The sequence below is a fragment of the Floridaenema evergladense BLCC-F167 genome, assembly GCF_041929205.2.
Classification (GTDB): domain Bacteria; phylum Cyanobacteriota; class Cyanobacteriia; order Cyanobacteriales; family Aerosakkonemataceae; genus Floridanema; species Floridanema evergladense.
In genome coordinates this window covers 3,579,729-3,597,328 of record NZ_CM171625.1, presented here as the reverse complement: position 1 = coordinate 3,597,328, position 17,600 = coordinate 3,579,729, and the positions used below count along the sequence as shown (strand labels likewise).

Below are 17,600 nucleotides of genomic sequence, written 5' to 3'. Positions count from 1 at the left end.
GGGGACTGGGGACTGGGGACTGGGGACTGGGGAGATGGGGAGATGGGGAGATGGGGGGATAGGGAGATTTCACCAACTACCCACTACCGACTACCAACCTCAATCTTAGTAATTAACAACTTGAGTTAAATAATTGAAAGGTTTGTCTGCCGAATCGTTTTAATTTTTCTTCCATTTCCGGGACTGGTTGATATTCACCAACGATATTCCAATCTTGTACGGTGGAAAATCGCCAAGCTAACCCTTGATGATTAAAACCTGCAATTTCCAGGCCGATCGCTCGCCGCGAACCTTCCACCGGATCTTGGTGAAACCGAATTTGTACCAGCATACTGCGGCATTGAAACCTGCGACTCCATCCAGGGAGATGAAAACCAATATCGATCGAATCAGGATCGACTAACTCCCTAGTATCAGCATCATTTTGCCAAGGTTTCAAGTCAGCCTTAGCATCGGGAAACTCAGACTTAAAAGCATTAACAACGGCAGCAATTTTACTCGCAACTTCAATACTAGTAGCTTGTTGAGCAGCATTCACTGTTGTAGTTCCCTAGAGTTAAAATATTGCTTTGATTTTGGCGAATTAGTCTAACAATTTATAAATAATTCTGCAACTTGAAGAAAGGGGATAGGGACTAGGAACTGGGATTTTGAGTTAATCAACTTCTCCTTGTCCCCTTGTCCCCTTGTCCCCTTGTCCCCAGTTCCCAATCACCTCAACGGTTGCACAGCCGATCGATAAGCTTGAGCATCTAGACCATAACCAGTGTTAGCATTTTTAGGATCGATCGATTTTTGAATAGCGGTAATGCGATCGCGAGTTGCTGGGTGAGTACTCAAAAAACTTGGAGGAGAAGGTTGATCCAAAAGCTTTTCCAAAAAAGCGATCATCGCTGACTGCGGATAACCCGCCTTCGCCAACATTTCCAAACTTCTTCGATCTGCTTCTAACTCATCGCTGCGGCTACGAGGACGGTTAAGCGCAAATTCTACACCCAAATTAACCAACCTGTTAGTATCAACACCCGCAGCAGTGGCAATACCTCTAGTAATAGCTGCTTGACGCATTTGTTTTAAAGCATGACGTTCCGTAATATGGGCAATTTCGTGACCCAGTACGCTGGCTAACTGCGCTTCATTATCCACCGCTGACAACAAACCAGTAGTTACATAAACATAACCACCCATCGTTGCAAAAGCATTGATACTATCATCCCTGACTACCTGAAAAGTATAGGGAATATCAGGACGATCGCTCACCGCTGCCAACCTTTGACCAACTTGATCCACATAGCGATTAATTCGCGCATTACGGTACAATCTAACCTGAGTACCGACCATCTGATCGTTAATCTGCTGTCCTAGTTGTACCTCTTGGCGATCGGAAATATTAGACAACTGGAAAATCTGAACACCTTGAAATAGCAACCGTTCCCAAGGTAACGCCTGCACAGAATTAGACATGGGTGAGAGCACCAAACCCAAAGCCACTAACAAAGATAGCAAAGGATAAAACCAACGACGACGAGAACGAGAACTCACTACAGACAAATGATTTAACATAACTATATCGCCCTGAGAACAGCCACTAAATCAACAAACTTGACAAAAAACACTCTTTGAATTGAAAGATGATTGCAATGGAGAAATTGCAATATACTATTAAGTTTAAAACTCACTGAAAATTACATCTATCAGCGAATTAACTAGAAAATTGCCACCCCACGTTTAAGAGAGACGCATTTTCCTAAGATTAGGTTGCCTAATTTTTAGTCTTCCCCAAAACTGAGGTTAAAAAATCTGTCGATCTCAAAGCGTGCGCGTAGCGCGATCGTGTTATAACTCCCTTTTAGTTAGTTAGCTGTTTCAAATATCTGGATAACTTCTCATGAAAATTTTAGACTCACAAGGTCGTATATTCGGTAAATTCAGCATCCTCGACATAGGTGCAGCATTAGTCATCCTATTAGTAATAGTCGGAATCTTTTTCTTCCCCGGCACATCCGGTTCCCTAGCACAAATAGGAGTCCCAACCAAACCCGTTGAAATAGATGTAGTAGTAAGAGGATTAAGTATCCGCCAACCACAAGATTTAATCAAGGATTTCCAAAGTAAAAAGAAAACCAACATCATCATCCGTAACCAACCCTACGGACAAGTAGACGTAAAATCAGTGAAAGAACTCCCCAGAAATGTAGTAGTTCCCCAACCTGACGGCACCGTTAAAGCACTCCCAGACCCCAGAAAAGATACCTTTAGCAGCGACATGATCATTACCCTAGCAGGGAAAGCCCAAATCACCAACAACGGCCCCGTTTTAGGTAACAGCAAACTAAAAGTCGGCATCCCACTAGAACTAGAAGGCTTCGACTACAACTTTAACTCCACAGTCATCGACGTGCGAATTAAGAATTAAAAGCAGAAGGCAGTCTATTTGTAGGGTGCGTTAACGCCAGTGTAACGCACCATTCCACTAGCAACGCAGAGGATCGGGGGAGCACAAAGGAAAACTCAAAACTCTCTCCAGGGCGGGTGAAAGTTGTTAATTCTTCTGCTGTGACTACAGATTCTTCTACTAAACCCGCCCCTACAACTCAAAACTCCAAACTTACCCAATCCCCAATCCCTAGTCCCCAGTCCCCAGTCCCTCTACTTCCATTGGCCCCAAATACTTAGTTAAATAAGGCGAAAAAACCTCATAAATCAGCGTCAGAGGTTGCCCATGATGCCAAAACAGGTAATGACGACCCCAAAAAGGCCCCGAAAACCCAAAAGCTGACTCTAACGCCGCCGAATGTCCGTAGTAAATACCCTGAACATCTCGATATAACTCAGTTCGCAACCGTTCCAAACTCGCCCAAATAGGCAAAGAACGATTTTGCAAATACTCATCCACATGACTAGCTTCCCACCAGGAACAAGCATAAGCTAACCTTTGTCCAGAAGCAGTTCTCAGCCAAACCTGTCGCCGAACTCTTGGCCCCGGTACCACCTGCATTTGTTCAGGTGCGTTATCTGGGTGCATCCCAATAGCAGACATATCAATCAAGTCTACTTCTGTCTTTTCACCTGTAAGTAATCTTAGGTGTCTTGTCGGTGAACCATCTCCCAACAAAAACATTTGCCAGGTTGGTGCTAACTGGGAGTGAGGCAACCCATTTTCAATACAAGTTTCTCCTCCCTGCCAAAGCGGGGAAAGTGCGTGCCAAGAGGATGGCGATGTCAGATGTTCTGAGCTTTTGAAAGTAGCAGTCAAGGTTCTTTACATAACTTAACTGTTTATTATCATACCTCTCCTCAGCCGCCCCTGCGACTTTAGTCGCAGGCTATACAAACAAAACCTGCCTCCGCAGGTTCTAAAATACCTTTTTGGAAGTCCGCGTAGGCGGACTTTGTTTGTGTAGTCGCGGTTTTAACCGCCAGACTCTCCTCCAACATTCTCTAACCAAGCAGTTAAATCAGCTGGGGCAGAAAAATCTAACAATGCTTCTGCCAATTCCTCTAACTGCGGTAAGGTTAGAGTTTGAATTCGTTCTTGTTGCTGTGGTTCAACAACACCAATGCGACGGGGTAACAAACGCAGAATTAAAGAGAGGGCTTCTTGTTTTTGCCCTTCTTCCCGCCCTTCTTCCCGTCCTTCGCGGAGAATAGCTTGGTAGGTAACAGATTCTCTCATAAACTCCCTTCTAAATAAGCGACGAATCAGGTTTTCATCGAATCGTAAACCAGCGAGAACGTCTGCACAGGAGAGAATGTTTTGCCGTTCATCGACTGATTCAATCCTAGCGACTTGGGTGGCTACTTGTTGGAGTAATGTTTGGGGTGAGTCGCTGCGGGTTAGGGTGGCAAAGGGTAACAGCGCAGGGTTGGTTAAAAATGGCGCTGGTTCTTGTTCCCAAAGTCGCACGACTCGGTAACTATGTCTGGTGTTTTTGTCTGTATATTCAGATACGAAAACTAGGTCGGAAGTAGTTTCTTTGAGGTAGATTACTACTTGATCGATCGCACAATCATAAACCCGCTTCAACCTCACATAATAATCGTATTGTCGTATGTCAAATGAGATTATTAATTGAACGACTGCTTAAGTTAGTTTAATTTGTTTTAAGAATCAGCAGAGTACAAAAAGATTTTATGAATGGTGTTTATTTCTCTCTTTGTTTGGGAACTCTAATAACGGACAGAATTCTACCCTTTCACAGTTTGAGTTATGACACAACCAAATCTTCTGGAACTTGCTAAACAGGGGCATCCTAGAGCGATCGAATCTCTAATCAACCGCCAAATGCAACCCAAGGGAATCACCGCCAAAGTTGCCCTAAAAAACAACTGCTTACACATCATGTTAGAAGCCGCCCAGCCACCAGATCAAAAAGCATTAGTTCCAGTTATACGTAAAGGCATAACTAACTTAGGTGTCGCTTCTATTGAAATCCTCAAAATTTACGGAAAACAGGCGGGGGAGCAGGTTCCCGCTTGGAGTCAAGAGTTTGAATTAGTTGGACAAAAACTAGAAACACAACAAAAAGAACTGGGTCTTGATGAAAGGGCAAAACAAGGTGATATTGAAGCAATTACAAAACTGTTAAATATTGCTCTAAAAAGTGAAAATATTACAGCCAAAGGGAGCATCAAAAGTAACTGTCTACAGTTGATGTTGGAGTCAAAACAAGCCCCTAATAAGCAAGCCTCAATAAGCATTGTACGCAGAGAATTAATAAATTTGAAAGTGCTAACAATTAAAAAAGTGAATATTTATGGGAGACAAACAGGAGAAGAATTTCCTGCTTGGAATCAACAATTAGGACTAGTCGTTCAACCTAATCCAGCTATTTCATTAGCTAAAAAAGTATCAAATGAATTTGAAAATAAACTAACTGAGTCTATAGAAGAGGATGAGCCAAATATTGCCAAAACTTCATTAGTATTTGCACAAAAAGTTAAATTTTTGCATGAAAAAACACAAATTCGTGTTTTAGATTGTATAGATGCTCTCCGAGAAGCTAACGGTGATAGCAAGTTGGCGCTTTATTATATACAGCAAAATAATTATCAAGAAAATAGCGAGTCTTCTTATCAATTAACTCCACATTCCGTACTGGTTGAATCAGAATTGAGATGTCCAAAGTGTAACTCTTCACAGCTGACTAATAACAAGAAAGGTTTCGGTTTAGGTCAAGCTGCTGCTGGGGCAATTTTACTAGGCCCAATTGGTCTTCTCGGTGGTTTCATGGGAAGTAACAAAGTTGTAGTTACCTGTCTCAAATGTGGTCATTCATGGCAACCTGGACAAGGCTAATTAGTGTATTCATTGGTTAAACAAGTAAATCGTTTTTGTAATTAATAAAGAGAGGCTTTAACTATGGGATGTTTAGCATTGATAGGTCTGCTAATAATCTTAGGACTTATTATACAGTTTTGGTATATAGGAATACCGATGCTTATCATTTTTATTGCTGTTGCCATACACCACGAAACTGTAGTAATACCTGAAAAGATTAAACAACTTAAAAAAAGTAACTTAGTTTTGATTAAAGAAGGTGATAATAGCTACGCCGTACCATTGAAAATAGAAGAAATTCAAGAGGAAGTTCAAGGTAATACATCACTTAATGGAACCCCAGTTAAAATAGGTAAAAAGAAAGTTTTAGTTGCCATACCCATATTAAAAGAAAATGGAGATGTTGATATAGTAAATTCCTGGCATGATTTAGAAAAAGTGGAAATACCCTCTGCTTATTGGATAAGCACAGATAAAAAAACAAGCTGTATTAATGGAATAGCGCCTATGGTTAAAGAGAGCATATCCGTAGATAGAGAGATGCTAAATTTAGAAACGAAATATCTGGAAATAACAGAAGTTGCCACTCTCATTTCATCTTCGGATATTTACTCTTCTAAATTAGATATATATGAAAGAGCATTGGCACAAATAGAAGCTCTCCTAGTTAAAGCTAGAGAACTGAATGAGTTTTATTTACGTATGATTAAAGAAGGGTTGATCGGTAACAAGGTTGCTGAATATAACCTCGATGGCATTTCAGATAACTTGCACATATCTTTTGATTCAAAGTATCGTCAAGTTAAAGAAGAATACCAAACAATCAAGCATACAGCATACACTTATTTTGAATTGATCTCCAAAGATAAAAGAAAAGTTTAATCAATATTTAGCGATCGCACTTTCCCCAAAACCTACAAAAAAGAGCGATCGCACCACCACCCAACCAAAAAACAACTACAATAGTTACAATCTCAAATTATCCAAAAGGCAAAAATAATTATGCTTAATGGACTCAAGCAAAAGGCAATAGTAAAACCTGGTGGTTTAATAGAAATCCATTCGCCAGAACTTCCCACAGGCGCTGCTGTAGAAGTGATTATACTAATAGAATCAACTCAGAACGAACCTCAGAAACCTCTAACAAGTTTCATTGGTGCTGCAAAAGGTGGGTTTAACACACCTGAAGAAGTAGATCAATTTATTCGTCAAGAACGAGAAGCATGGGAATCTTAGATATTATTCAAGGCAACAGAATATACCTTGATGCCAATATTTGGATTTATGCTTTAGAAGGACATCCAGAATTTAGCCAAGATTTAAATCAATTATTTCACAGCATAGATCAGGGTAATTTAACGGCTGTAACCAGTGAAATTTCATTAGCTGAGGCATTAGTAAAAACATTCCAAAACCAAGATTTAGTTCAACAAAATGCCTATAAACAGTTTATAAGATCATCTCAAAATGTATCAGTTATTCCTGTGAGCCGAGAAGTTTTAATAGAAGCGGCTAAACTCCGGGCTAACTCTAATATTAAATTACCTGATGCTATCCATGCAGCAATAGCATTATTAACTCAATGTTCAACTTTTTTGACTAACGATCGACGTTTGCAACAAATTCCTATACTCTCAGTAGTTTTGCTTTCTCAAATCAGTTCACCTTAAATTAGAAAATGTGATAGGTGCTTGGCGATATACACTAACACACACATTTTGCGATCGCACTTTACACTAGTATTAATAGAAAACCCCCTGAACTGAAAATGGAAACAATTCGTCAAACTGTGGAAGTAAAGAGCGATCGCACCACCACCCAATCCAAAAACAACTAAAATAGTTACATCTCAAATCATCCCAAAGGTAAAAATTAATGAACACACAGCCAAAAGCTTCATCATTAATAAAACCCATAACTCCAGAACAAATCGATAAAGTAATTCAACTTTTTGATGAATGGATGGCTGATGAATCAGGATATGATGAAGAGACTTTGCCGGAATTACAAGTAGCGATCGATCCAGAAAGAGATTTAATTTCAGCCCGGAGACTGTTTGATGAGTAAAAACGAGGTGAAAATTAATGAATCCACAACTTATTAAACAAAACAATCTAGAAGATAATCAAACAGAAACTCATCCTAGCCTAAAACCTCCAACTCCAGAACAATTAGAAAATATTATCGAAATGTTAGATTCTTGGTGTAATGTTTCCGAACAAGAAGCACAAGAGCAGAAAGAAACATTGCAATATTTAATGAAAGCACTGGAAATAACAGAATAAATCAAAAAACTATCACCCCCTCCCCGTTTACGGGGAGGGGTTAAATATGCGGATGGCGAGACTCGAACTCGCAAGGCAAAGCCACACGCCCCTCAAACGTGCGCGTATACCAATTCCGCCACATCCGCGTAGAGAACAATGATAGCGCAAATCAATTCCGAAAATCAACTATCCGGCAAAAAATCTCCCCTGCCCTCAGTGCCAAAATGTTGCAATAGATTAAGCCGCAACAGCAGAGAACCCAAACCTGGCACAGATCAACGATAAGTAGTCCCCGACAGCATGGTACGATTAACACCCGAACACAAAAAGCTGCTTTTCCTCCAGGGCTAGGTGTAACCAGAGAGAAGCAGCTGAAGTTGCTTCGATGCTTAACTCGATCGTCACTGCCCTCGCCAAAAGCCGGAAAATGTCTTTTTCAAAGATTCTAATTGCCAACCGGGGAGAAATAGCCCTTCGCATTCTCCGCACCTGCGAAGAGATGGGAATTGCTACCGTTGCCGTTCACTCTACCATTGATTGCCATGCTTTGCACGTCCAACTCGCCGACGAAGCTGTTTGTATAGGTGAACCTCCCAGCGGCAAAAGTTATTTAAACATCCCCAACATTATCGCTGCTGCCTTAACGCGCAACGCTACGGCAATTCATCCGGGATACGGATTTTTAGCCGAAAATGCCCGATTTGCCGAAATTTGCGCCGATCATCACCTAGTATTTATTGGCCCCAGCCCCGAAGCAATCCGGGCGATGGGTGATAAATCCACCGCCAAAGCCACGATGAAACGGGTAGGAGTTCCCACCGTTCCCGGAAGTGAGGGCTTACTCACGGACGAAAAAGAAGCGATGATTATCGCCAAAAAAATTGGCTATCCGGTAATGATTAAAGCCACAGCGGGCGGTGGTGGAAGAGGAATGCGCTTAGTTAAAGATCCCGAAGACTTTTTTAAACTATTTCAAGCCGCCCAAGGGGAAGCGGAAGCCGCTTTTGGCAATCCTGGCGTTTACTTGGAAAAATTCATTGAACGCCCCCGTCACATCGAATTTCAAATCATGGCGGACTCTTACGGCAATGTGATTCACTTGGGAGAACGGGATTGTTCTATTCAACGCCGACACCAAAAACTCTTAGAAGAAGCCCCTAGCCCGGTTCTTACTCCAGAATTACGGGAAAAAATGGGTAAAGCGGCAGTTATGGCAGCTAAATCGATTAATTACGTTGGTGCGGGAACTGTGGAGTTTCTCTTGGATCAATACGGTGATTTTTACTTTATGGAAATGAACACCCGGATTCAAGTAGAACATCCGGTGACGGAAATGATTACCGGATTGGATTTAATCGCGGAACAAATCCGCGTCGCCCAAGGGGAAAGATTGCGTTTAACCCAAGAGGAAGTGGTTTTGCGGGGTCATGCGATCGAATGCCGAATCAACGCCGAAGACCCAGATCATAACTTCCGTCCCTCTCCTGGGCGCATTAGCGGTTACTTACCGCCAGGGGGTACAGGCGTGCGAATGGATTCCCACGTTTACACCGATTACGAGATTCCAGCTTATTATGATTCTCTCATCGGTAAGTTGATTGTTTGGGGGGCCGATCGCCAAAGCGCCATTCAACGCATGAAACGCGCCTTAAGAGAATGTGCCATCACCGGATTACCGACAACAATTAGTTTTCATCAAAAGATTCTGGAAAATCCCGCCTTTCTCAAAGGTGAAGTTTACACTAACTTTGTTGAGCAGATGATGATGCGATCGAATCGGTAGTGGGTAGTGGGTAGTGGGTAGTGGGTAGTAATTTTGCCCATTACCCAAAACAAAAATTCTCCAGTCCCCAGTCCCCAGTCCCCAATCCCCAGTCCCCAATCCCCAGTCCCCAATCCCCAGTCCCCAATCCCCAGTCCCCAATCCCCAGTCCCCAATCCCCAGTCCCCAATCCCCAGTCCCCAATCCCCAGTCCCCAATCCCCAGTCCCCAATCCCCAGTCCCCAACCTACCCCATCATCCGCAATAGCCCTTGCTGACCAACCAAAATTTCTCGTAGTAAACTACAAATTCCTACCCAAATAATCGGGCTAATATCTACACCTCCCAAAGGTGGCACAATCTTTCTTGTCACCACTAAAAAAGGTTCTGTGGGCCAAGCGGCTATATTCCAAGGAAAACTATTCAGGTTGATTTGCGGATACCAAGTCAGCACGATCCTGATAATAAACAGGAAAATCATTACTGCCAACAGCAAACCAAGCCCTAAGCTAACGATGTCAATACCAGTCATAATTCTTTAGGTAAATTGTCAAAATGGATACTTTTTATCAGAGTACGACAATAGGATGGTGCGTTAGTAAGACACCCTACGACTATTTTAAGTTTTGTTAAAATTTTTATCTAGTTCTTTAATTTATGCTTTGACCGGGGAGTGCGATCGAATTGCGATCGTCCTTGACAATTGGACTTTTCAAGGTTGTAGCAGCTAGGTAAAATTAAAAGACGGTATCGTTTTGTAAAACATAGAGGCGCGGATATGACTCCTTCTTTAGCTAACTTTTTGTGGAGCCTGGTTGCAGGTTTTGTAATTGTGGTTGTTCCAGTTGTTGGGGGATTAATCTTTATTAGTCAAAAAGATCGGATTCAGCGCTCTCAATAAAGCTGATTTATTTAGAAACCAGATCTTATTTTCCGGGGACGCTAAAGCCAAATTTAAGTAAAAAGCGTCCCTTCTGTTCTATAAGTTGGGCAGTAAGATCGACTAATTTTCTGAAAAGCCGTTTCCAACTGGTTCAAGCTAAAAACTAGCTTTGTCAAGCTACATTGGAGATGTTAAGCCTGACTCACTGCCGTAGAACTAACTTCGGAGAGATAAAATGCTCAATTTTGGGCAGTCATTTGCCACATTTCTCGGTATTGCACTAGCTGTAGCTGGTGTAGGACTCTATTTTCTCAGGTCACTTCGCCCGGAATTAGCCAGAGATCATGATATTTTCTTTGCTGCCATTAGCTTAGTTTGTGGGTTAATTCTCCTGTTTCAAGGATGGCGCTTAGACCCGATTTTGGCTTTTAGTCAATATCTGTTAGCGGGAACAGCTGTGTTCTTTGTTGTGGATAACTTGCGGTTACGGGGTGTCACAACAGAACAAGCTAAACGTAATACACCGATCGTAGATGAAGAACGACCCGTCAGCAGGGAATATCGAGTATATCAAGACGCTGAATTAGATGAATTAGAACTAGAACCAGACGAAGAATTACCAGTTTCTCGTCGCATCAGAGGTAGCCGTGACTCGCGGAGTTCCCGCAATAGCTATGATGAACCACGTCGCCGTTCCTCCAGTCGCAGCAGTAGTCTAGCAGAACGAGACAGCGATAGATTAAGCTCCAGTGATGCTCCCACACGCAAACGCCGTCCCCGTCCTGAATCTCGTGCCCAGACACCTGTAGATGATTGGGGTGTTAGCGATATGGAAGAAAAACCTGCTCGCAGTTCTTCTCGTCGTCCCCCTAGAAATGAATTCGATAATTCTAGAGATGAATTCGATAATTCGGAAACTATGCCAACTCGTTCTAGAAAACGTCGTCCTCCAGAAGATATTGTTGAAAGGGAAAGACGGGAAAATATACCACCTAAAGCATCAGATGATTATGTAGATTATCAACCGATCGATCCTAAAGACGATGAAACTAGTTCGGGAATTTATTAGATAATTGCTTATCCGATCGCCGAGCGGGGTATTTTGGTGAGGGAAGGAAACTCCCGAACAGGGAATAAATATTTCTCTTACCTTGTCCTAGCTTGGGTTGGTTGGAGAAGAACAACCAGCCCTCCTGGGGCTTCCAGGGGAAAGTAACTAACTGAAGTTAAAAAATTTTTTATTGTTTACTATTTATTGTTGATTGGGAAGTGGGAAATTTTGATGGTGCGGACGATCGACAGTAATAATTTTGTCTCTCCAACGACCAACTACCAATTACCAATAACCGCCCACCAACTAAAATTAGATTGTAAAAACGTTATAAAGGTAGTATCTGGCTGCATCCATTGGGGTGCAACTTTCCTAAGTAAAAAAACTGGCATTAGCCACATAACAAATACCACAACTACTATTAAATCCTCATCTCAGGATGAACACTAAACTTTTAACATTAGCTGCGTCCAGCCTGATAGCTGCCAGAACAACATTAGCTGTTTTTGGCATTAGTTCGTTAGCTGCTACTACTCCGCTGTTGTTGAATGCAACTCCCGCATCAGCACAAGTCTCTGACGAACAAACCAACGTCCGTGTATATCAAAAAGCCAGTCCTGCTGTAGTATCGATCGCTATACCCAATGGTTCTGGCAGTGGTAGTATTATCAGTCCAGATGGCTTAATTTTGACAAATGCTCATGTTGTCCAAAATGCTTCTCGGACTTTAACTGTAACTCTGGCAGATGGTAGACGGTTGCCAGCAGATGTGGTAGCTTTTGGCGATCGCGGTTTAGATTTAGCCGTTTTGAAAATTCGCGGTCAAAATAACTTACCTACTATTCCTTTAGCACGTAATCCCGTACAAGTAGGACAACGAGCCTACGCGATTGGTAATCCCTTCGGTCGCTTTCAGGGTACTTTTACAGTGGGAATTGTCAGCCGGATCGATCGGGAAAGGGGTTTAATTCAAACTGACGCAGCCATTAATCCTGGTAATTCTGGTGGGCCATTACTTAACAGTCAGGGAGAATTAATTGGTGTTAATACGGCTATTTTTACCAATAGCCAAGCGGGAGGGAATATTGGCATTGGATTTGCGATCGCGATCGATCGAATACAGCCTTTCTTAACCTCCGTTCGCCAAGGAACTGCCCCTCGCGTCGCCCAAACCGCCCCCCGCAGCAGACGCTCTACCAACCCCCCGCAAGCATTAACACTCAATGGCGAGCTAATCGCTGACAGATTAGGCCCAGGAGATAACGTCTTACCCACAGATAATAGTTTCTTTAAAGCCTACAGGTTTGAAGGTCGCGCTGGTCAACAAGTCAGAATCGACATGGTAAGTCGAGAAATCGACCCCTTTCTCATCCTGATCGCACCTAATGGTCGAACATTAGCCCAAGACTACAACTCAGGCGGTAACAGAAATGCCCGAATTGTCACAAGTTTACCAATTTCAGGTACTTATCTTTTAATTGCTAACTCCTACCAAGGAGGAGAAGTCGGGTCTTTTGAACTCAGAGCTATGGCATCGCGTACTGGTTTGAGAAATCCCAATATTCCCCAAGGACAAACTAGATCTATCATCCAATTACAAGGTACTCTTGGCCCGGGTGCGCCTAGACTTCCTTCTGATGGCAGTTGGTACAGATCCTACACTTTTGATGGTGTTGCTGGTCAACCCATCAGAATTAGTTTAGAAAGCCCAGATTTCAACACTTATTTGGCACTTCTAGGGCCAGATGGTCGCAAGGTTGCAGAAAATAATAATGTGGGCAGAAATAATCAAAATTCTGCCCTCGATCTGACTTTGCCCTTTTCCGGTACTTATCGCGTAATTGTTAACGCCAGCGAACCGGGTGTGGGTGGTAGATATCGTCTGGTGATTCGTTAGGGGACTGGGGACTGGGGACTGGGGACTGGGGACTGGGGACTGGGGACAAGGGGACAAGGGGAATTTTTACCTTCTGACCTCTGCCCTTCTGCTTTTATTTCTACCCTTTGCCTTCTGTCTTTCTTTCTACTGCTTCAATTAGCGATCGCACTTGAGCAGCGCCTTTTGATGGTTCAAAATCAAAGGGCAATTTTCTGCGTAACAAAGTTCTTAATCCCACTGGCCCTAATTCTAGTAATCCTTTTATGTCCCTAAAGTAATTACCTAAAACTAGTACCGCAAACTTACGTTCATCTACCCAACCACCCTTTTTCACCAAGTCTACTAAAACTTTTCGGTGACGGATCGATCGACTCGCTTGAGCATCCTTTCTTTCCAGAATCTCACCTTTAATTTTACCGATCTGATCCATCGGTGCCACGTCCATTGGACATACACTGTTGCAATAAAAACAACGAGTACATCCCCAGACACCTTTAGTCCCTTCGTTATATTTCTCTAACCTGGTTTCAGTTTGAGCGTCACGAGAATCTGCTAATATTCGGTAAGCTTTTGCTAAAGCATGAGGGCCGACAAAATCTGGGTTAACTTCACGGGCATTACATTCAGAATAACAAGCACCACAAAGAATGCAATTACCTGTCTGATCCAGCTGACTTCGCTCTGAAGGAGTTTGGAGAAATTCTCTTTCTGGTATCTTTCGGGCATTAGTACTTACATAAGGATCGACTGTCTCTAAATTGTTCCAGAAACTTGCCATATCCACTACTAAGTCTCTGATTACTGGCATATTACCCATCGGGGCGATCGTAATTTCTGGAATTGCTTTCACCTCCGATCGATCTACCTCTGAACTAACAACCTCTGTCATCAGTTCTTGAAGTCGTGCCACCTCATTTCCCACATTTTCTTTACAAGCTAAAGCAGAACGACCATTAATCCGCATCCCACAGCTACCACAAATGGTATTGCGGCAGTTTTTCCGAAATGCTAAACTTCCATCCTGCTCCCATTTAATCCGATTCAGACAATCGAGAATTGTATTACCAGACTCAACTTCTAAAGTGTAAGTCTGATACCATGAGCCACTGTTTTGGTCATGTCTGGCAATCTTAAAAATGACTTCCATAATCTTGAACCATTTCTTCAATATCTAAAGTAATAGTGGTAACAGACTAAATTTTCGGCTACTGTACCTGAGCAAAAATTTTTCCCTCTCTGCTGCCTTCTTAAACTACTACTGCTTCTAGTGTAAGCCTCTTAGATCTTAACTTTCGCCAAAACTCAGACTTTCTACCAACTTGGCAAAACTCCATCACTTATATTTATCTGCACTACTTGATACAAAAAAATATCGTTCTACCTCTGGGTAAAACTCCTCAAAGATAGATTTTCCCCCCTGTGATGTCCCATACATCTTACCAGGAAAGCAGACAGACAAGTAAAGCTAATGTATTAGATATCTTTGCTAAGTGTAACAGTTTAACTTTTGTCAGACTTCCGCTGGCAATTAAGCCGCACTATAGATCTGTCTGGATAAAATCCAGGTAAACATCCTTGACGATTAGCACTTACAAGGGTGACGAACCAACCGGAAATTCCAAAATCTAAATTAAGCTTTTTACTCAAGTTAGGGATTGCCAAAAATAGTTGTTAAAAATATGAGATTTAACGATATATTCTTTATAAGGCCAATTTGGGTCTTGACTCTATTAACTAAGTTAAAGATTGAATATTTCACCAAAGCGATGACTGACACAGCAACAACACCTTTAACAGGAAAGGCACTACTTCAAAAAGTAAAAGAACTTTCCAACCTACCCCGTCGTGAAACAGCGAAGCGTTGTGGATACTACACAACCACTAAAAATAACCAGACTCGTGTAAATCTCACGGATTTTTATGATGCTGTATTAGCAGCAAGAGGTATTCCTTTAAGTCCTGAAGGGCCGAAAGATGGACGGGGACGCGAACCTACTTATCGGGTAAGCGTACATAAAAATGGACAAATTGTTATTGGTGCAACCTACACCGAAGCAATGGGTTTAAAGTCTGGTGATGAATTTGAAATCAAACTAGGCTATAAGCATATTCACCTGATTCAGGTTGATGCAGATAAAGCATCATCAAATGGTAAAGCAGAATTAGATGAAGATGATGAAGATGATGAGGATGAGGATGAGGATTCCGAAGAGGAAGAATAATCTCTCAGGTCAGCTGTCAACGGTCAAAACGAGTTGATTTTCCTGTGAATTTTGCTCAGGCTGACTTTTGGCTACTGACTAATCTATCTGCTTTTTGTAGCTATGAACTTCTTTAACAAACATAGCTAGGCTAAATGCTGGTGTTTTATACTGAGGCGACCGCACCTGTTAAGATAATTGCGTTTTTCTTAGCTTGGTTGGGGTGTTGGTTGCCAATAGCTATTCCCATAGCTTACGCCCTCAAATGGTACCCTCCTAAGCCGTTGGGGGCAGCACAAAAAATTCCACTTTTGGCATCCCTTTACCTGATTGCTCCGGTGTTACTTTGGGGATTTGCCAGGGTAGAGGGTGTGTCTTTTTTTGATTACGGAATCTCTAGAGAGGTCACTTTTTTAATCTCTCTGGGGTTAGGATTAGCTATTGGCGTAATTGGCATCATAGTTGTGTTTGCGATCGAGTCCACTTTTGGGTGGATAAATTGGCATTGGCAACCCGATCGAAAGCTCTGGCAAACTCTACTGACAACCCTGCTTTTAGGATTATGGGTAAGCAGTACAGAGGAGTTAATTTTTCGTGGCTTTCTGCTCAATCAATTGCAGCAAAGTTACTCTTTATGGTTAGGGGCTGTAGTTTCTAGCCTAATTTTTGCACTGCTGCACTTGGTTTGGGAATTTAAGGAAACTTTGCCCCAACTCCCAGGTTTATTTTTAATGGGATTGGTGTTAGTTCTGGCGCGTTGGGTGGACGATGGAAATTTAAGTTTAGCGATCGGATTACACGCGGGTTGGATTTGGGGATTAACCACGATCGATTCTGCCCAATTAATTAGCTATACAGGAAAAGGTTCAGCTTGGTTTACAGGATTATCTGGAAAACCTTTAGCTGGTGCAGCGGGAATCTTTTGCTTGCTAATTACAGGGGCGCTCCTGTTCTATACCGCTAGAGAATTTTTCCCATTTCTCTAATCTCTAGCGCTGATTTTGCTTTTTGATGCTTAAAATCGTGACGGGATTGAGGGGCGAAAATCGGGTGAGAGATCCAACCGCGATCGATCGCAACAACTGCGCTTGTAACAAATTGTGTTCCCAACCTTTTTCTTCTACCCACTGCATTGTCAAAGTCAAATGTTCCAAAGTAGCTAAAGCTAAAACCAGAACTCCTTGGGGATGCAACTGAGCACCCGCAAACCGCAAAATTTCTTTTAAGTTACCTCCACTACCGCCAATAAAAATGCGGTCTGGGGGTACGAGGTGATGCAAAATTTCTGGTGCGGTGCCATGAATGGAAACTACATTATTAAGGCGAAATCGCTGACAATTCTGTTCTATTAAAGAGATGCCAGCGGCAGTTTTTTCAATGGCATAAACTGTGGAAGTGGGGAATAAGCGGGCAATTTCGATCGCTACTGAACCCGTACCTGCACCAATATCCCAAATAATTTGTCCTGGCTGTAAGGCTAATTCTCCCAGAATTAACAGCCGAATTTCCCGTTTAGTGATTAACCCCGGACGATCGCTATAACTTAAAAAACTAGAATCTGGTAAACCTAGCAGCGGTAGATTTTGGAAATTCATCTCTTCCCCAGATGAATCAGTGTGGCGCAGTAAAACTACCACATTCAAGGGGGCAAATTTTTGCGCTGGGACAGTAGCTATAGGCCAACAGCCCACTTTCTCATCCATACCCCCTAAATTTTCGCAAATCCAAAACTGATAAGCAGCAGCTAAATCAAGGGATTGGAGTAAAAGAGCGATCGCCGCTGGATTACGATCGTTGTCAGTTAGAATAGCGATTTTCTCGACTCCTTGCTGCAAAGTTTGGGTTAGCTGTTCCCAACAACGCCCATGAACGCTAATCACCCTGGCATCTTGCCAAGGAACTTTAATCCGGTTAAAAGCTAACTGAATGGCGCTTAGATGAGGATGAAAAGTTAACTGTTCTTTAGGCAATTCTGCCAACAACAACCGCCCTAAGCCAAAAAACAAAGGATCGCCTGTCACCAGTACGACAATTACATTATCCGTTTCTAGACGATCGCGAATCTCGCGCAGCGTCCCCTTTAAATCTTTCAGGACGATCCGATCGCCAGAGTAGTCAGGAAAATAATTCAAATGGCGATCGCTTCCTACCAACAAAGTCGCCTGGGCTATAACTTGCCTGACTTCTTCCCTCAGCCCAGATGCCCCATCTAAACCAATGCCTACAACATGAACTGTCATTTGTTATTTGTCATTGGTCATTTGTCATTGGTTATT

The 17,600-nt window shown here is 42.5% G+C and carries 20 protein-coding genes and 1 tRNA gene; 13 read left to right on the top strand and 8 right to left on the bottom strand.

The annotated features are described in order from the left end of the window. Positions 1-112: 112 nt before the first annotated feature. A complete protein-coding gene (locus tag ACE1CA_RS17515) occupies positions 113-538 on the bottom strand; it encodes a hypothetical protein (protein ID WP_413281124.1) in 426 nt (141 codons plus the stop codon). A 173-nt stretch (positions 539-711) separates the two neighbouring features. Further along, a complete protein-coding gene (locus ACE1CA_RS17510; RefSeq protein ID WP_413281125.1) occupies positions 712-1,563 on the bottom strand; it encodes a M48 family metallopeptidase in 852 nt (283 codons plus the stop codon). Between the two features lie 325 nt (positions 1,564-1,888). Here ACE1CA_RS17510 and ACE1CA_RS17505 point away from each other — a divergent pair, with 325 nt between their 5' ends. Next, positions 1,889-2,416 carry a DUF4330 domain-containing protein gene (locus ACE1CA_RS17505; RefSeq protein WP_413281126.1) on the top strand — a complete coding sequence of 176 codons (528 nt, stop codon included), beginning with the start codon at positions 1,889-1,891 and terminating at the stop codon, positions 2,414-2,416. A gap of 210 nt (positions 2,417-2,626) precedes the next feature. Here ACE1CA_RS17505 and ACE1CA_RS17500 read toward each other — a convergent pair whose 3' ends face one another. Together ACE1CA_RS17500 and ACE1CA_RS17495 are read right to left on the bottom strand one after the other, a co-directional pair. Continuing rightward, positions 2,627-3,256 (bottom strand): chorismate lyase, encoded by a 630-nt coding sequence (locus ACE1CA_RS17500; protein ID WP_413281127.1) that lies wholly within the window; start codon positions 3,254-3,256, stop codon positions 2,627-2,629. Positions 3,257-3,412: 156 nt separating this feature from the next. Beyond that, positions 3,413-4,033: a DUF4351 domain-containing protein gene (locus tag ACE1CA_RS17495; RefSeq protein ID WP_413281128.1), complete on the bottom strand. Its 621-nt coding sequence runs from the start codon at positions 4,031-4,033 to the stop codon at positions 3,413-3,415. A 177-nt stretch (positions 4,034-4,210) separates the two neighbouring features. Here ACE1CA_RS17495 and ACE1CA_RS17490 point away from each other — a divergent pair, with 177 nt between their 5' ends. The 6 genes from ACE1CA_RS17490 (at position 4,211) to ACE1CA_RS17465 (ending at position 7,566) form a co-directional block, all read left to right on the top strand. After that, positions 4,211-5,299: a hypothetical protein gene (locus ACE1CA_RS17490; RefSeq protein WP_413281129.1), complete on the top strand. Its 1,089-nt coding sequence runs from the start codon at positions 4,211-4,213 to the stop codon at positions 5,297-5,299. A gap of 63 nt (positions 5,300-5,362) precedes the next feature. Continuing rightward, positions 5,363-6,163, top strand: coding sequence for a hypothetical protein (locus tag ACE1CA_RS17485; protein WP_486517422.1), 801 nt, complete (start codon positions 5,363-5,365; stop codon positions 6,161-6,163). 120 nt (positions 6,164-6,283) lie between these two features. Further along, the gene (locus tag ACE1CA_RS17480) at positions 6,284-6,517 is read left to right on the top strand and encodes a hypothetical protein (RefSeq protein WP_413281131.1); all 234 of its coding nucleotides are present in this window, start codon (positions 6,284-6,286) and stop codon (positions 6,515-6,517) included. Further along, entirely contained in the window at positions 6,505-6,951 is a 447-nt protein-coding gene (locus tag ACE1CA_RS17475; protein WP_413281132.1) for a type II toxin-antitoxin system VapC family toxin, read from the top strand. Before ACE1CA_RS17480 ends, ACE1CA_RS17475 begins: the two co-directional genes overlap by 13 nt. A gap of 205 nt (positions 6,952-7,156) precedes the next feature. Continuing rightward, entirely contained in the window at positions 7,157-7,348 is a 192-nt protein-coding gene (locus ACE1CA_RS17470; protein WP_413281133.1) for a hypothetical protein, read from the top strand. 17 nt (positions 7,349-7,365) lie between these two features. After that, the gene (locus ACE1CA_RS17465; RefSeq protein WP_413281134.1) at positions 7,366-7,566 is read left to right on the top strand and encodes a hypothetical protein; all 201 of its coding nucleotides are present in this window, start codon (positions 7,366-7,368) and stop codon (positions 7,564-7,566) included. A 47-nt stretch (positions 7,567-7,613) separates the two neighbouring features. Here the strand turns inward: ACE1CA_RS17465 and ACE1CA_RS17460 are convergent. Next, positions 7,614-7,694, bottom strand: a tRNA-Leu gene (locus ACE1CA_RS17460). Between the two features lie 281 nt (positions 7,695-7,975). Between ACE1CA_RS17460 and accC the strand changes: the two genes are divergently transcribed. Continuing rightward, complete coding sequence (gene accC, locus ACE1CA_RS17455; protein ID WP_413281152.1) at positions 7,976-9,331, top strand: acetyl-CoA carboxylase biotin carboxylase subunit; 1,356 nt, start codon at positions 7,976-7,978, stop codon at positions 9,329-9,331. Between the two features lie 226 nt (positions 9,332-9,557). Here accC and ACE1CA_RS17450 read toward each other — a convergent pair whose 3' ends face one another. Beyond that, positions 9,558-9,842, bottom strand: a complete 285-nt coding sequence (locus tag ACE1CA_RS17450) for a YggT family protein (RefSeq protein ID WP_413269119.1) — start codon at positions 9,840-9,842, stop codon at positions 9,558-9,560. A 246-nt stretch (positions 9,843-10,088) separates the two neighbouring features. Here ACE1CA_RS17450 and psbX point away from each other — a divergent pair, with 246 nt between their 5' ends. The 3 genes from psbX to ACE1CA_RS17435 all read left to right on the top strand — a co-directional run bounded on the left by psbX (position 10,089) and on the right by ACE1CA_RS17435 (position 13,141). Beyond that, positions 10,089-10,211, top strand: a complete 123-nt coding sequence (gene psbX / locus ACE1CA_RS17445) for a photosystem II reaction center protein PsbX (RefSeq protein WP_413279797.1) — start codon at positions 10,089-10,091, stop codon at positions 10,209-10,211. 217 nt (positions 10,212-10,428) lie between these two features. Then, entirely contained in the window at positions 10,429-11,262 is an 834-nt protein-coding gene (locus ACE1CA_RS17440) for a Ycf66 family protein (protein ID WP_413279796.1), read from the top strand. A gap of 421 nt (positions 11,263-11,683) precedes the next feature. Next, positions 11,684-13,141, top strand: coding sequence for a trypsin-like peptidase domain-containing protein (locus ACE1CA_RS17435; protein WP_413279795.1), 1,458 nt, complete (start codon positions 11,684-11,686; stop codon positions 13,139-13,141). Positions 13,142-13,241: 100 nt separating this feature from the next. On the opposite strand, the gene ACE1CA_RS17430 is transcribed toward ACE1CA_RS17435, so the two are convergent. Further along, positions 13,242-14,270 carry a succinate dehydrogenase/fumarate reductase iron-sulfur subunit gene (locus tag ACE1CA_RS17430; RefSeq protein ID WP_413279794.1) on the bottom strand — a complete coding sequence of 343 codons (1,029 nt, stop codon included), beginning with the start codon at positions 14,268-14,270 and terminating at the stop codon, positions 13,242-13,244. A gap of 619 nt (positions 14,271-14,889) precedes the next feature. Between ACE1CA_RS17430 and ACE1CA_RS17425 the strand changes: the two genes are divergently transcribed. Both ACE1CA_RS17425 and ACE1CA_RS17420 read left to right on the top strand, forming a co-directional pair. Further along, positions 14,890-15,345 carry an AbrB family transcriptional regulator gene (locus ACE1CA_RS17425; RefSeq protein ID WP_413279802.1) on the top strand — a complete coding sequence of 152 codons (456 nt, stop codon included), beginning with the start codon at positions 14,890-14,892 and terminating at the stop codon, positions 15,343-15,345. Between the two features lie 134 nt (positions 15,346-15,479). Beyond that, positions 15,480-16,310: a CPBP family intramembrane glutamic endopeptidase gene (locus ACE1CA_RS17420; RefSeq protein ID WP_413279793.1), complete on the top strand. Its 831-nt coding sequence runs from the start codon at positions 15,480-15,482 to the stop codon at positions 16,308-16,310. 3 nt (positions 16,311-16,313) lie between these two features. On the opposite strand, the gene cbiE is transcribed toward ACE1CA_RS17420, so the two are convergent. Then, a complete protein-coding gene (gene cbiE / locus ACE1CA_RS17415) occupies positions 16,314-17,564 on the bottom strand; it encodes a precorrin-6y C5,15-methyltransferase (decarboxylating) subunit CbiE (RefSeq protein WP_413279792.1) in 1,251 nt (416 codons plus the stop codon). Positions 17,565-17,600: the final 36 nt, after the last annotated feature.

Bases quoted from the DNA above. Each gene is read 5' to 3' on its own strand.
- cbiE (WP_413279792.1), bottom strand. From the start codon at position 17,564: ATGACAGTTCATGTTGTAGGCATTGGTTTAGATGGGGCATCTGGGCTG.
- ACE1CA_RS17450 (WP_413269119.1), bottom strand. From the start codon at position 9,842: ATGACTGGTATTGACATCGTTAGCTTAGGGCTTGGTTTGCTGTTGGCA.
- ACE1CA_RS17470 (WP_413281133.1), top strand. From the start codon at position 7,157: ATGAACACACAGCCAAAAGCTTCATCATTAATAAAACCCATAACTCCA.
- psbX (WP_413279797.1), top strand. From the start codon at position 10,089: ATGACTCCTTCTTTAGCTAACTTTTTGTGGAGCCTGGTTGCAGGTTTT.
- ACE1CA_RS17430 (WP_413279794.1), bottom strand. From the start codon at position 14,270: ATGGAAGTCATTTTTAAGATTGCCAGACATGACCAAAACAGTGGCTCA.
- ACE1CA_RS17420 (WP_413279793.1), top strand. From the start codon at position 15,480: ATGCTGGTGTTTTATACTGAGGCGACCGCACCTGTTAAGATAATTGCG.
- accC (WP_413281152.1), top strand. From the start codon at position 7,976: ATGTCTTTTTCAAAGATTCTAATTGCCAACCGGGGAGAAATAGCCCTT.
- ACE1CA_RS17510 (WP_413281125.1), bottom strand. From the start codon at position 1,563: ATGTTAAATCATTTGTCTGTAGTGAGTTCTCGTTCTCGTCGTCGTTGG.
- ACE1CA_RS17505 (WP_413281126.1), top strand. From the start codon at position 1,889: ATGAAAATTTTAGACTCACAAGGTCGTATATTCGGTAAATTCAGCATC.
- ACE1CA_RS17475 (WP_413281132.1), top strand. From the start codon at position 6,505: ATGGGAATCTTAGATATTATTCAAGGCAACAGAATATACCTTGATGCC.
- ACE1CA_RS17465 (WP_413281134.1), top strand. From the start codon at position 7,366: ATGAATCCACAACTTATTAAACAAAACAATCTAGAAGATAATCAAACA.
- ACE1CA_RS17485 (WP_486517422.1), top strand. From the start codon at position 5,363: ATGGGATGTTTAGCATTGATAGGTCTGCTAATAATCTTAGGACTTATT.
- ACE1CA_RS17435 (WP_413279795.1), top strand. From the start codon at position 11,684: ATGAACACTAAACTTTTAACATTAGCTGCGTCCAGCCTGATAGCTGCC.
- ACE1CA_RS17490 (WP_413281129.1), top strand. From the start codon at position 4,211: ATGACACAACCAAATCTTCTGGAACTTGCTAAACAGGGGCATCCTAGA.
- ACE1CA_RS17425 (WP_413279802.1), top strand. From the start codon at position 14,890: ATGACTGACACAGCAACAACACCTTTAACAGGAAAGGCACTACTTCAA.
- ACE1CA_RS17440 (WP_413279796.1), top strand. From the start codon at position 10,429: ATGCTCAATTTTGGGCAGTCATTTGCCACATTTCTCGGTATTGCACTA.
- ACE1CA_RS17480 (WP_413281131.1), top strand. From the start codon at position 6,284: ATGCTTAATGGACTCAAGCAAAAGGCAATAGTAAAACCTGGTGGTTTA.